Origin of the sequence: Streptomyces sp. SID8352, assembly GCF_009862265.1 — a bacterium.
GTDB lineage: Bacteria > Actinomycetota > Actinomycetes > Streptomycetales > Streptomycetaceae > Streptomyces.
This window is the reverse complement of sequence record NZ_WWGX01000073.1, coordinates 19,488-32,285: the sequence shown is the minus strand read 5'-3', so window position 1 is coordinate 32,285 and position 12,798 is coordinate 19,488. Positions and strand designations below refer to the sequence as shown.

Genomic DNA, 12,798 nt, shown 5'->3' with positions numbered 1-12,798 from the left:
GGGTCACTCTCTCCGAAGTGCGCCGCCGAGCAGCAGCTCGACGATCATGCGGGTGAAGTCGTTGCGGGCCACACGGCCCTCGGCCACCGCCCAGGCGCCGGAGGCCAGCAGGCCGTACAGCGCCTCGGTGAGCCACGCCGGGGTGAGGTCGATGCGGAACTCGCCGCTCTCCTGCCCCCGGCGGAACAGCTCGGTGAGGCGGGCGTCCAGCCGGGCCCAGCCCGCGTTCTGCTCCTCGCCCTCGAAGAGCTGGTTCTCGCTGTAGAGGAAGGACAGCAGCCCGGCGGCGGACTGCAGCTCCCCCACCAGGCGGCGCACCGCCCCGGCGGCCGGGCCCTCGTCGGTGCGGGCAGCCTCCAGGGCGGCCTCGCACTCCGCGATGCCCAGCGCCTCCAGGGCCCGGACCAGGGCGTCGCGCCCGGCGAAGTGGCGGTGCAGCGTGGCCCGGCTGATCCCGGCGGCCCGGGCGACCTCGTCCATCGTCGCGGCGCCCTTGCGGGACAGCAGGGCGGCGGCGCTGCGCAGTACCTGCTCTCGGTCAACAGCCATGAGACGAAGGTAGAGCACATGAGACATTTTTGTCTCACCGTGGGTATGTGTGACACGTCACTCACGGAGGGGGCTCCCGGGACCGGCGGCGGAGGCGGGGCACGGGGCCGGGCGGGGCCCGGACGCCCCGGTGGGCGGGCTCACCTGGGCGGGGAGTACGGCGGGAGGCCCGCGCCGGGGCGGCGGGGGCCCAGGGCGGCGGAGGGCCGGACCGCCCCAGGGCGGCGGAGGGGGCCGGGCGGCGGGACGACGGAGGGCCGGGGTCGTCGGGCGGTCGGCTGCAAGGGGCGGGGCGCACTGAGCGGTGCCGAGCAGGAGCGGCGAAGCCGGTGGAGGCACCGCGGCGACGGGGCGGCGAACCCGGCGGGGCGCCGCAGCGGTGGGGCCCGCGGCACTGCTCCGGAGCCGCCGGAACGCTGCCCGGGGCCACCGGGGCGCTGCCCCGGCGTCAGTGCCAGGGCAGCCGTCCGCGCTGGTCCCAGTAGGCCCGCGGGTCCTCGGCGAGGGCGTCGAGACGGGCCGCCTGGTCCTCGTCGAGGTCGACGGCGGCGGCGTGCAGGTTGGAGCCGAGCTGGGCGGTGGTCGCGGCGCCGGAGAGGGTGACGCCCGCCCAGGGCTGCCGCAGGACCAGCGCGAGGGCGACCGCGTCGCAGCCCAGGCCCGTCTCGTCGGCCACCGCCCACAGCGCGGAGGGCGCGTGCGGCGCGGCGAGGCGCCCGTTGGCCATGCCCTCCTTGACGATCACGGTGAGCCCGGCGTCGTGCGCCTCGGCCAGAGCGGGACCGGCGGAGGTCTCCAGCGCGTTGTAGGTGGCCTGGACGGTGCGGAAGAGGGGCTCGCCGCCGACGGTGACCGCGAGGGCGGCGCGGATGGCGGCGGCCTGGTCGGGACCGCTGGTGGAGAAGCCGACGGTGAGGCCGCCGGCCGCGGCCTCCGCGAGCGCCGCGTGCAGCTCCCGGTCGGCCAGGGCGGGGCTCTCCGGGGTCAGCGAGTGGATCTGGTAGAGGTCGAGCCGGTCGCCGAGCAGTCCGTCCGTCTCGGCGCGCTGGCGCCGATAGGCGGCGAGGGAGTGGTCCTTGACCTCGTGCCGCTCGGCCTCGGTGGACCAGTCGGCGGTGTAGGCGTAGCCCCACTTGCTGCCCACGACCACGTCGTCGGCGTCCGGGCGGGAGCGCAGCCACTCCGCGAGGAACTCCTCCGCCCGCCCGTAGGAGCGCGCGGTGTCGACGTACCGCACGCCCTGGGCGTAGGCGGCGTCGAGGAGTTCGGCCGTCCGGGTGCGCAGCGCCCCGGCGCCGCGGTCGGGGCCCAGGTCCCGGTCCCGGCCGAGGGTGAGGTACCCCGGGCGGCCGACGGCGGCGAGGCCGAGGCCGAGGTGGCAGGTCGGGGTCGTCGCGGCGGCCAGGCGGGCGAAGGGCATCGCGGGCTCCGTTCGGTCGGCTGCGGTGGGCCTGCGACCAACGTAACCGCGATGCCCTCCGGGCAAACCGGCGCTACTTCCCGGCGCCGGCCCACGCGTACTGGACCGCCAGGTCCTCCTTGACCTCGGCGAGCTGGACGGCGACCGCCGACGGGGCCGTGCCGCCGCGGCCGTCGCGGGAGGCGAGGGCGCCGGGGACGTCGAGGACCGTGCGGACCTCGGGGGTGAGGTGCTCGGAGATCCCGGCGAACTGCTCGTCGGTCAGCTCGTCGAGTTCCTTGCCCTCGCCCTCGGCGACCTTGACGCACTCGCCGGCCACCTCGTGCGCGACCCGGAACGGCACGCCCTGCCGGACGAGCCACTCCGCGATGTCGGTGGCGAGCGAGAACCCGGCCGGGGCCAGCTCCTCCATGCGCTCGCGGTGCACGGTGAGGGTGGCCATCATGCCGGTGAAGGCGGGCAGCAGGATCTCGAGCTGGTCGATGGAGTCGAAGACCGGCTCCTTGTCCTCCTGGAGGTCGCGGTTGTAGGCGAGCGGGAGGGCCTTGAGCGTCGCCATCAGACCGGTCAGGTTGCCGATCAGGCGTCCGCTCTTGCCCCGGGCCAGCTCCGCGATGTCCGGGTTCTTCTTCTGCGGCATGATCGAGGAGCCGGTGGAGAAGGCGTCGTGCAGGGTCACGAAGGAGAACTCCTTCGTGTTCCAGATGATGATCTCCTCCGCGATCCGGGAGACGTTGACGCCGATCATCGCGGTGACGAAGGCGAACTCGGCGACGAAGTCGCGGGAGGCGGTGCCGTCGATGGAGTTGGCGGCGCTGCCGCGCTCGAAGCCGAGGTCGCGGGCGACCGCCTCCGGGTCGAGGCCCAGCGAGGAGCCGGCCAGGGCGCCGGAGCCGTACGGGGAGACCGCGGTGCGCTCGTCCCACTGGCGCAGCCGCTCGGCGTCCCGGGACAGGGCCTGGACGTGGGCGAGCACATGGTGGGCGAAGAGGACCGGCTGGGCGTGCTGGAGATGGGTGCGGCCGGGCATGGCCACGTCGGGGTGGGCCTCGGCGAGACCGACCAGGGCGCCCTGGAGGTCGGCGATCAGGCCGCCCAGGGTGCGGGCGTGGTCGCGCAGGTACATCCGGAAGAGGGTGGCGACCTGGTCGTTGCGGGACCGCCCGGCGCGGAGCTTGCCGCCGAGGTCGGGGCCGAGCCGCTCCAGCAGGCCGCGCTCCAGCGCGGTGTGGACGTCCTCGTCGGCGATGGTGCCGGTGAAATCGCCGGAGACCACGTCGGCCTCCAGCCGGTCGAGCCCGGCGATCATGCGGGTCAGCTCGTCGTCGGTGAGCAGTCCGGCACCGCGCAGGACGCGCGCGTGGGCGCGGGAGCCCGCGATGTCGTAGGGCGCGAGGCGCCAGTCGAAGTGGACCGACGCGGACAGCTTCGCCAGGGCCTCGGCGGGACCGTCGGCGAAACGGCCGCCCCAGAGCCGTACGTCACCGCTGTTGCTGCTCACTGGTTGCGCTCCTCACCGTACCGACATGGCCTGCATGATTATGCAGAACACTGCATGTTTCGTCAATTTGCCGCGCGGGGCCGGCCTGCGGACTCCCCTCCGTCCGTGACATCCGCGGATCCGCCGTCCTCTCCCCGGCCCACGAGGACGACCGGGACCGCACGCCCGGCGCTCCGCGACGCGGACGACGCCCCCGACGCCCGCGTCACCGGGAAGGACCACACGGCCACGGGCCCGAACGGACGTCCCCGGGCTGCCGTCGCCGCCGCCCCCGTCTACCGTCCGAGCCATGCGCCCCGGTGCCCTGTCCGTCCTGGTGTCCGCCTCCCTGCTGCTCGCCGCCGCCCCCGCCCGGGCCGCCGGGGAGCCACCGCTGCCGTACCGGATGGCGGACACCGGAGGCGGCGACCAGCTCATCACGGCGGTGGCCGCGCGGACCGCCTCCACGACCGGCACGCTCACCTGGTGGGACCGCCGCGACGGCGGATGGGTCCAGGCCGGTACCGCGCCCGCCCGCTTCGGGGCGAACGGGCTGGCCGACGGCGCGACCCGCCGCCAGGGCACGGAGACCACCCCCACCGGGCTGTACGGGCTGCCGTTCGCCTTCGGCACCGCCCCGGCGCCGCCCGGCACGGTGTACCCCTACCGGCCGGTGCGCGAGGACTCCTGGTGGTGCCAGGACAACGCGTCCCGCTCCTACAACCGCTGGGCCGCGCCGCTGCCCGCCGACTGCCGCGCCGGGGAGGCCGAGCGGCTGGCCGGCTATCCGGCGCAGTACGCCCACGCCCTCGTCGTCGGCTTCAACTACCGCCACCCGGTGCGCGGGCGCGGCGCGGGCATCTTCCTGCACGTCGACGGGCGGGGGGCGACCGCCGGATGCGTGTCCGTACCGGCCGAGGCGATGCGGCGGCTGCTGCGCTGGGCGAGCCCGGCGGCCCGCCCGCACATCGCCATCGGCACCGGGGACGGAGCCACGGCCGTCACCCGCTACTGAGCGGGGCGCCACGCCCGGGCCTGGACGGGGCGCCGCACCCGGCCGCTCAGTGGTCGTTCTGGGCCAGCCGCAGGAGGTGGTCGGCCAGCGCCTGCCCGCCGGTCGGCTCCCTGCTGATCAGCAGCACGGTGTCGTCCCCGGCGATGGTGCCGAGGATGTCGTGCAGCTCCGCCTGGTCGATGGCCGAGGCGAGGAACTGGGCGGCACCCGGCGGGGTGCGCAGGACCACGAGGTTGGCGGACGCCTCCGCGGAGATCAGCAGCTCCGCGGAGAGCCTGCGCATCCGCTCCTCCTTCACCGACCCGCCCAGCGGCGCCCGGGGCGTACGGAAGCCGCCCTCGCTGGGCACCGCGTAGATCAGGTCGCCGTCGGGGTTGCGGATCTTCACCGCGTTCAGCTCGTCCAGGTCCCGTGAGAGCGTCGCCTGCGTGACGGTCAGGCCGTCGTCCGCGAGCAGCTTCGCCAACTGGCTCTGGGAGCGCACCGCCTGCCGGTTGAGGATGTCCACGATCCGGCGGTGGCGTGCGGTGCGGGTCTGCGGTACGGCAGGCCCGGCGGTCTGCTCGTGGTCCTGCGCCTGGCTCATCGTCGACTCATTCTCCGGATCGTCCGTCCCCGTGGGCGGCCTGCTGGGCCTGGTCCAGGATGCCGGGCAGGGCCCCGAGGAAGGCCGCCACCGCGTCGTCGCCGAGGTTCAGCGCGGGCATCAGCCGTACGACGTCGGGGGCGGGCGCGTTCACGAGGAAACCGGCGTCCTGAGCCGCCTGGAGCACCTGCGGCGCGAGCGGCTCGGTGAGCACCATACCGAGGAGCAGGCCCGCGCCCCGGACATGGGCGACCAGCGGGTGGCCGAGGCCCTCGATCCCGCCGCGCAGCTCCGCGCTCTGGCGCTTGACGTTCTCCAGCAGCCCCTCGCCCGCGATGGTGTCGAGGACGGCGAGCCCGGCGGCGCAGGCGACGGGGTTGCCGCCGAAGGTCGTCCCGTGGTGACCGGGCCCGAACAGCTCCGCGGCCCGGCCGAAGGCGACGGTGGCGCCGAGCGGCAGCCCGCCGCCGAGCCCCTTGGCGAGGGTGACCACGTCGGGCAGGACGCCCTCGTGGGCCTGGTACTCGAACCAGTGCCCGGTACGGCCGACGCCGGTCTGCACCTCGTCGAGGACCAGCAGGGCGCCGGTGGCGGCGGTGATGGCGCGGGCGGCCTTGAGATAGCCGGGCGGCGGGACGATCACGCCGTTCTCGCCCTGGACCGGTTCGAGGATCACCAGGGCGGTCTCCTCGGTGACCGCGGCGGCCAGCGCCTGCGGGTCGCCGTAGGGCACATGGGTGACGTCGCCGGGCAGCGGCAGGAACGGCTCCTGCTTGCCGGGCTGGCCGGTCAGGGCCAGGGAGCCCATGGTGCGCCCGTGGAAGCCGCCCTGGGTGGCCACCATGCGGGGCCGGCCGGTCAGCCGGCCGATCTTGAAGGCGCTCTCGTTGGCCTCGGCGCCGGAGTTGCAGAAGAAGACCTTGCCGTCGCGGCCGAAGAGCTGGAGGAGTCGCTCGGCCAGGGCGACCGGCTGCTCGGCGACGTAGAGGTTGGAGACGTGGCCGAGGGAGGCGATCTGCCGGGAGACGGCCTCGACGACCGCCGGGTGGGCGTGGCCGAGGGCGTTGACCGCGATGCCGCCGACGAAGTCGAGGTACTCGGTGCCGTCGGCGTCCCAGAGCCTGCTGCCCTCGCCGCGGACCAGGGGCAGGCGCGGCGTGCCGTAGTTGTTCATCAGCGCGCCCTGCCACCGCGTGGTGAGTTCCTCGTTGCTCACGACTCCCCCTGCTCGTTCGGTTCGTTGGGTTCGTTCGGTTCGTTCCGCCCGGTGGCGCCCCGCTCCCCGGCCCCGTCGGGCACGACCATGGTGCCGATGCCCTCGTCGGTGAAGATCTCCAGCAGGATCGAGTGCGGGACCCGGCCGTCGATGACGCGGGCGGTGGTGACGCCGTTGCGCACGGCGTGCAGGCACCCCTCCATCTTCGGCACCATGCCGGCCGACAGGTCGGGCAGCAGGTCCTCCAGCTCGGCGGCGGTGAGGCGGCTGATCACCTCGTCCGACTCCGGCCAGTCCTCGTAGAGGCCCTCGACGTCGGTGAGGACCATGAGCGTCTCGGCACCCAGCGCCGCGGCGAGTGCCGCGGCCGCCGTGTCGGCGTTGACGTTGTAGACGTGGCCGTCGTCCTGCGAGCGGGCGATCGAGGAGACGACCGGGATGCGGCCGTCGGCGAGCAGCGCCTCGATGGCGCCGGTGTCGATCGCGGTGATCTCACCGACCCGGCCGATGTCGACGCGTTCGCCGTCGATCTCGGGCCGGTGCCGGGTGGCGGTGATGGTGTGCGCGTCCTCGCCGGTGAGCCCGACGGCGAACGGGCCGTGCTGGTTGAGCAGCCCGACCAGCTCGCGCTGCACCTGCCCGGCGAGCACCATGCGCACGACGTCCATGGCCTCCTCGGTGGTGACGCGCAGGCCGGACTTGAACTCGCTGACGATGCCGTGCCGGTCGAGGGCGGCGCTGATCTGCGGGCCGCCGCCGTGCACGACGACGGGTTTGAGCCCGGCGTGGCGCAGGAAGACGACGTCCTGGGCGAAGGCGGCCTTGAGGTCCTCGTTCACCATGGCGTTGCCGCCGAACTTGATGACGACGGTGCGGCCGTGGTGGCGGGTGAGCCAGGGCAGGGCTTCGATGAGGATGCGGGCCTTCGGCAGGGCGGTGTGCTTGCGGGTGCTCATGAGGAATACGCGCTGTTCTCGTGGACGTAGTCGGCGGTGAGGTCGTTGGTCCAGATCGTCGCGGTGGCGTCGCCGGCGGCGAGGTCGGCGACGATGTGCACCTCGCGGTAGCGCATGTCGACGAGCTCGCGGTCCTCGCCCACCCCGCCGTCCTTGCAGACCCACACGCCGTTGATGGCGACGGCCAGCCGGTCCGGTTCGAAGGCGGCGGAGGTGGTGCCGATGGCGGACAGCACCCGGCCCCAGTTGGGGTCCTCGCCGTGGATGGCGCACTTGAGCAGGTTGTTGCGGGCGATGGAGCGGCCCACCTCGACGGCGTCGTCCTCGGTCGCGGCGTTGACGACCTCGATCCGGATGTCCTTGCTGGCGCCCTCGGCGTCCCGGACGAGCTGCTGCCCGAGGTCGTCGCAGACGGCGCGCACGGCCTCGGCGAAGTCGGCCTGCCCGGGGGTGACGCCGGAGGCGCCGGAGGCGAGCAGGAGCACCGTGTCGTTGGTGGACATGCAGCCGTCGGAGTCGACGCGGTCGAAGGTGACCCGGGTGGCGTCCCGCAGCGCCGCGTCCAGGACGTCGCCGCCGAGGTCGGCGTCGGTGGTGAGGACGACGAGCATGGTGGCGAGGCCGGGGGCGAGCATGCCGGCGCCCTTGGCCATGCCGCCGACCGTCCAGCCGTCCCGGGTGACGACGGACGTCTTGTGCACGGTGTCGGTGGTCTTGATGGCGATGGCGGCCTTCTCGCCGCCGTGCTCGGAGAGCTGCGCGGCCGCGCTCTCCACGCCGGGGAGCAGCTTGTCCATCGGGAGCAGGACGCCGATCAGCCCGGTGGAGCAGACGGCGACCTGGCCCGCGCCGGTGCCGAGGACCGCGGCGGCCCGCTCGGCGGTGGCATGGGTGTCCTGGAAGCCCTTGGGGCCGGTGCAGGCGTTGGCGCCGCCGGAGTTGAGGACGACGGCGGTCACCTCGCCGCCCTTGAGGACCTGCTCGGACCAGAGGACGGGCGCGGCCTTGACGCGGTTGGAGGTGAAGACGCCCGCGGCGGCGCGGCGGGGGCCGGTGTTGACCACGAGGGCCAGGTCGGGGTTGCCGCTCTCCTTGATCCCGGCGGCGATCCCCGCCGCCGTGAATCCCTGTGCTGCCGTCACACTCACGGCGCGACTCCGATCGTCGTCAGCCCGGTGGCCTCGTCGAGGCCGAGGGCGAGATTCATGCTCTGGACGGCACCGCCCGCGGTGCCCTTGGTCAGGTTGTCGATGGCGCTGATGGCGATGATCCGGTGCGTGGCGGCGTCGTACGCGACCTGTACCTGAACGGCGTTGGAAGCGTGGACGGACGCCGTCGCCGGCCACTGGCCCTCGGGCAGGAGGCGGACGAACGGCTCGTCGGCGTACGCCTTCTCGTAGGCGGCGCGGACGGCCTCGGCGGTGACGCCGGGCTTCGCCGTGGCGGTGCAGGTGGCGAGGATGCCCCGGGGCATGGGGGCGAGCGTCGGGGTGAAGGAGACGGTGACCGGCTCGCCCGCCACCGCGCCGAGGTTCTGGATCATCTCCGGGGTGTGGCGGTGGCCGCCGCCGACGCCGTAGGGCGACATGGAGCCCATGACCTCGCTGCCCAGCAGGTGCGGCTTGGCCGCCTTGCCCGCGCCGGAGGTGCCGGAGGCGGCGACGATCACGGCCTCCGGCTCGGCGAGGGCGGCGGCGTAGGCCGGGAACAGCGCCAGGGTGACGGCGGTCGGGTAGCAACCGGGCACCGCGATGCGCTTGGACCCCTCCAGCGCGGCGCGGGCGCCCGGCAGTTCGGGAAGGCCGTAGGGCCAGGTGCCGGCGTGCGGGGAGCCGTAGAACCTCTCCCAGTCGGCGGCGTCCTTCAGCCGGAAGTCGGCGCCCATGTCGACGACGAGCACATCCGGGCCGAGCTGTTCCGCGACGGCGGCGGACTGGCCGTGCGGCAGGGCGAGGAAGACCACGTCGTGCCCGGCGAGGACCTCGGTCGTGGTGGGCTCCAGCACGCGGTCGGCCAGCGGCGCCAGATGCGGCTGGAGCGCACCGAGCGGCTGTCCCGCGTTGGAGTTCCCGGTCAGGGCGCCGATCTCGACCCCGGGGTGCGCGAGCAGCAGACGCAGCAGCTCCCCTCCCGCGTACCCACTGGCCCCGGCAACCGCCGCACGTACCGCCATGAGAAAACCCTCCTCCTCGATGGCATGACTATACGTACCGACGCAGGTTTATGCAACGAGTTCCGGCACGGCCGTGCCGGACCTGCGGTGGGTCCTCCGGCGCAGCCGGTCGGGAAAGGGACCGGCGCGGCGGGGTGTCAGCGGTTGTTCCCGGGGGTGCGGGAGCGGGGCGGGGGTGCCGGCCGGGCGCGGGTGGGGCCGTGCTCCGTCATGAGGGCGCGGACCTGGTCGGCGAGCAGGCGGCCCGCCGCGGGGGCCGTGCCCCGGGGGTCGGCCACCGGGCGCGGGCCGTCCACCAGGGCCATCGTGAGGCGGTGGGCCGCCACGGCCCGGTCCGTCCCGGTCCGCACCCGCTCCCCGGACGGCGCGCGGGCGAGGACCAGCACCGCCGGCTCCCGGCCCTCGGCGAGGGCGGCGGCCGGAGCCCGTGCCGTCCCGGCCCGCCGGAACCCCGGCGGTCGCCGCCCGGGCCCCGGCACACCCGCCCCGCCGTCCGGGGCCCACCGCCGGGCGGGAGAATCGGCGCCGTCACCACCGACCCCCGGAGGCCCCGTGGACGCCGACACCGCCGACACCACCGACATCGCCGAGTTCGCCGAGCCGTCCGCCGAGCGGCCGCCCGCCGCCGTGCCCGTGGACTGGGCGGCGGTCGAGGCATGGCTCGGCACACGGCTCCCGGGCGACTACCGGCGGCTCGCGGACCGGTACGGCCCCCTGGACTTCGGGCGCTTCCTCTGGATCCACGTTCCCTGCGCCCAGGACGGCCGCTTCGACTACGGCGACTGGCTGCGCGCGATCCACCGCGAGACCCGCATCGCCCGGCGCGAACTGCCCGCCGGGGAGCACCGCCCCGTCCATCCCGAGCCGGGCGGGCTGCTGGCCTGGGGGTACACCCGTGCCACCGACGTCCTCTTCTGGGACACCTCCGTCTCCGCCGACCCCGACGCGTGGACGGTCGTCGTCCGGCACCGGGACGGCGTCCCCGGCGGCACACCGGCCCCCTGGCAGGCGTACGACCTCACGCTCACCGCGTATCTGCGGCAGGCCGTCCGCGCCGACCCGGACCCCGCCGCGCCGGTCCGCCCCCTGCCCGGCGTCTTCGGGCGCACCGCCTTCCTGCCGGCGGCCGCCCCCTGGACCCCGCCGGAACCGGTGCCGCCGCGCCTCACCGAGGGCGAGCGGCGCGTCGCCCTGGAGACCGGCACCGGCCTCGACGCCCTGCGTCTGCTGACCCCGCCACCCGCGCGCCCCCACCTGGGGGACGGTGACTGGGAGCGGACGAGCGGGGCGCTGGGCCTCGCCCTCCCCGGGGAGTACGTGCGGCTGATGGAGACGTACGGGGCGGGCTGCTGGAACCGATGGCTCTGCTTCCCCCCGCCGCTGGGCGCCCCCGGCCGGGACCTGGCGACCCACGCCGAGGAGATCCTGGCGGGGTACGAGGTGCTGCGGGCCGACGACCCGGAGGACTTCCCGCTCGTCACCTGGCCCCGGCCCGGCGGATTCCTGCCCTTCGCCCACACCGTCGAAGGCGACCACCTCGGCTGGCTCACCACGGGCGACGACCCCGACGCCTGGCCGCTGACCGTCTGGCCCCGCCACGCCGACCAGGGACCGCCGCTGGAGCAGGGGCTGACCGACACCCTGCTGCGCTGGCAGCGCGGCCGCCTCTCGACCGCCGGGCTGTACGCCCTGGACGAGGAGGACGACCCCGTCGAGTGCGCCCGGTTCACGCCCTGGCCCGGCCGGGCGGACTGAGCCGCGCCGTCTCCGGCACCATGGTGACCGGGCCGCGCCCCCGGCGCGGCGGAGGGAGGCCGCACCGGATGGACGGGCACTGGCCGGTACCGGACGTACTGGCGTATCTGACGGGCCGCTGGCACACCGGGCGGACGGTGCGGGACCTCGCGGGCGACGTGACCGGCCGCTTCGAGGGCACCACAGTGTTCCGGGCGGCGGCGGACGGGGAACTGCTCTGCCGCGAGTCCGGCACCCTCACCTGGCGGGGTGCGACCCGGCCCGCCGGAAGGACCCTGCGCTACGCCGCGGGCGGCGCGCCCGGCACGGCCGAGGTCCGCTTCGCCGACGGGCGCCCCTTCCACACCCTGGACCTCGGCACGGGGCACCACGTCGCCGAACACCCCTGCGCCGCCGACCACTACCGGGGCGAGTTCACCGTCCGCGACCGGGACCACTGGCATCTGGTGTGGCGGGTGCGCGGCCCGGCCAAGGACCTGCTGCTGAGCACCGGCTACACCCGTGAGAACTGAGCGGCGGCACCGTCGAGGCGCAGGCTCCAGCGGCCCGCGCCGCCCGCCACGGTGGTCGCCGACAGCGGACGGACGTCCAGGTTCCAGTAGCTCGACGGCGGCGCCTTCAGCACGTAGACCAGCGCCGCCCGGATCACCGAGGGCTCGGCCACGGCCACCAGCCGGCCGCCGTCCTCGCCGGGCCGGGTGTCCAGCCAGCCGCCGATCCGGGTGATGAACCCGAGCAGCGGTTCGCCGCCGTGCGGGGCGGAGCGCGGGTCCGCCAGCCAGGCGTCCACCGCCGCCGGCTCCCTGGCCATGGCCTCCCCGAGCGTCAGCCCCCGCCAGCGGCCCATGTCGCACTCCCGCAGGGCGGGCTGGAGCAGCGGGGCGTAGCCGAGGGCGTCCCCGGTGGCCCGGCTGCGCGGGGTCGGCGAGCAGTAGCGCAGCTCGGCGGCCGAGAAGTACGGGAGGTCCGGGGCCGCGCGCAGCACCTCCTGCCGGCCGGCCCCGTCCAGCGGCCGGTCGTCCCCGAAGCGTTCCGCGAGCAGCGGGGAGCTGCGCGCCGCCGCGACGAACGTGACCCGAAGCGCCATGCCGTGATGGTGGGCCCCGGGGAGGGGCCGGTCAAGGGGTGCCGCCGACGGGTGACTTGGCGTGGCGCGGGGGTCACGGGGCGAAGGGGAGCAGCATCCATTCGTCGGGCCGCTCCAGCGGCGCGAAGCCCAGCTTCTCGTAGACCCCGTGCGCGTCGTGGGTGGCGAGCAGGATGCGGCGCAGCCCGTACGGCCGCAGGTGGTCGCGGACGGCGGCGACGAGCGCCCCGCCGAGGCCCTTGCCGCGGACCGCGCGGTCGACGTAGACGTCGCAGAGGTAGGCGAAGGTCTCCAGGTCCGTGACGACCCGCGCGTACGCCGCCTGCTCTCCCGACACGGTGTCGTAGACCCCGAAGTTGAGGGAGTTGGCGATGGCCCGGTCCTGCTTGTCGCGGGGGCGGCCGAGCGCCCAGTAGGCGTCGGTGGAGAGCCAGTGGTGGACGCGGGCGGCGTCGAGGCGGTCCGGGTCGGTGGATGTCTCGTAGCCCTCGGGGAGGGCCGGCGTGTCGGTCATGGCGAGAGGTTCCCAGCGCGGGGCGGGCGGCGTCGAGCGGTTATCGG

The 12,798-nt window shown here is 75.1% G+C and carries 14 protein-coding genes; 3 read left to right on the top strand and 11 right to left on the bottom strand.

All coding sequences use genetic code 11. The annotated features are described in order from the left end of the window. Nucleotides 1-3: 3 nt before the first annotated feature. The 3 genes from GTY84_RS22540 to argH all read right to left on the bottom strand — a co-directional run bounded on the left by GTY84_RS22540 (nt 4) and on the right by argH (nt 3,470). The gene (locus GTY84_RS22540; protein ID WP_202551593.1) at nt 4-549 is read right to left on the bottom strand and encodes a TetR/AcrR family transcriptional regulator; all 546 of its coding nucleotides are present in this window, start codon (nt 547-549) and stop codon (nt 4-6) included. Between the two features lie 448 nt (nt 550-997). Further along, nucleotides 998-1,969, bottom strand: coding sequence for an aldo/keto reductase (locus GTY84_RS22535; protein ID WP_161228143.1), 972 nt, complete (start codon nt 1,967-1,969; stop codon nt 998-1,000). Between the two features lie 73 nt (nt 1,970-2,042). Further along, nucleotides 2,043-3,470 (bottom strand): argininosuccinate lyase, encoded by a 1,428-nt coding sequence (gene argH / locus GTY84_RS22530; protein WP_161228142.1) that lies wholly within the window; start codon nt 3,468-3,470, stop codon nt 2,043-2,045. A gap of 289 nt (nt 3,471-3,759) precedes the next feature. On the opposite strand from argH, the gene GTY84_RS22525 reads away from it, so the two are divergent. After that, complete coding sequence (locus tag GTY84_RS22525; RefSeq protein ID WP_161228141.1) at nt 3,760-4,464, top strand: L,D-transpeptidase family protein; 705 nt, start codon at nt 3,760-3,762, stop codon at nt 4,462-4,464. Nucleotides 4,465-4,510: 46 nt separating this feature from the next. On the opposite strand, the gene GTY84_RS22520 is transcribed toward GTY84_RS22525, so the two are convergent. The 6 genes from GTY84_RS22520 to GTY84_RS22495 all read right to left on the bottom strand — a co-directional run bounded on the left by GTY84_RS22520 (nt 4,511) and on the right by GTY84_RS22495 (nt 9,781). Beyond that, nucleotides 4,511-5,050 carry an arginine repressor gene (locus tag GTY84_RS22520; protein ID WP_161228140.1) on the bottom strand — a complete coding sequence of 180 codons (540 nt, stop codon included), beginning with the start codon at nt 5,048-5,050 and terminating at the stop codon, nt 4,511-4,513. Nucleotides 5,051-5,057: 7 nt separating this feature from the next. After that, nucleotides 5,058-6,266 carry an acetylornithine transaminase gene (locus tag GTY84_RS22515; RefSeq protein WP_161228139.1) on the bottom strand — a complete coding sequence of 403 codons (1,209 nt, stop codon included), beginning with the start codon at nt 6,264-6,266 and terminating at the stop codon, nt 5,058-5,060. Further along, complete coding sequence (gene argB / locus GTY84_RS22510) at nt 6,263-7,222, bottom strand: acetylglutamate kinase (protein WP_161228138.1); 960 nt, start codon at nt 7,220-7,222, stop codon at nt 6,263-6,265. The genes GTY84_RS22515 and argB overlap by 4 nt, the downstream gene beginning before the upstream one ends. Next, the gene (gene argJ, locus GTY84_RS22505; RefSeq protein ID WP_161228137.1) at nt 7,219-8,370 is read right to left on the bottom strand and encodes a bifunctional glutamate N-acetyltransferase/amino-acid acetyltransferase ArgJ; all 1,152 of its coding nucleotides are present in this window, start codon (nt 8,368-8,370) and stop codon (nt 7,219-7,221) included. Before argJ ends, argB begins: the two co-directional genes overlap by 4 nt. Beyond that, nucleotides 8,367-9,395, bottom strand: a complete 1,029-nt coding sequence (argC, locus tag GTY84_RS22500; protein WP_161228136.1) for an N-acetyl-gamma-glutamyl-phosphate reductase — start codon at nt 9,393-9,395, stop codon at nt 8,367-8,369. The genes argJ and argC overlap by 4 nt, the downstream gene beginning before the upstream one ends. A 137-nt stretch (nt 9,396-9,532) precedes the next feature. Continuing rightward, the gene (locus GTY84_RS22495) at nt 9,533-9,781 is read right to left on the bottom strand and encodes a hypothetical protein (protein ID WP_161228135.1); all 249 of its coding nucleotides are present in this window, start codon (nt 9,779-9,781) and stop codon (nt 9,533-9,535) included. Nucleotides 9,782-9,947: 166 nt separating this feature from the next. On the opposite strand from GTY84_RS22495, the gene GTY84_RS22490 reads away from it, so the two are divergent. Together GTY84_RS22490 and GTY84_RS22485 are read left to right on the top strand one after the other, a co-directional pair. After that, a complete protein-coding gene (locus tag GTY84_RS22490; protein ID WP_161228134.1) occupies nt 9,948-11,150 on the top strand; it encodes a hypothetical protein in 1,203 nt (400 codons plus the stop codon). A 68-nt stretch (nt 11,151-11,218) separates the two neighbouring features. Then, nucleotides 11,219-11,662, top strand: a complete 444-nt coding sequence (locus GTY84_RS22485; protein ID WP_161228133.1) for a DUF6314 family protein — start codon at nt 11,219-11,221, stop codon at nt 11,660-11,662. On the opposite strand, the gene GTY84_RS22480 is transcribed toward GTY84_RS22485, so the two are convergent. Next, nucleotides 11,644-12,237: a histidine phosphatase family protein gene (locus GTY84_RS22480; protein ID WP_161228132.1), complete on the bottom strand. Its 594-nt coding sequence runs from the start codon at nt 12,235-12,237 to the stop codon at nt 11,644-11,646. The genes GTY84_RS22485 and GTY84_RS22480 overlap by 19 nt on opposite strands. A gap of 73 nt (nt 12,238-12,310) precedes the next feature. Further along, nucleotides 12,311-12,751, bottom strand: coding sequence for a GNAT family N-acetyltransferase (locus tag GTY84_RS22475; protein WP_161228131.1), 441 nt, complete (start codon nt 12,749-12,751; stop codon nt 12,311-12,313). Nucleotides 12,752-12,798 lie beyond the last annotated feature (47 nt).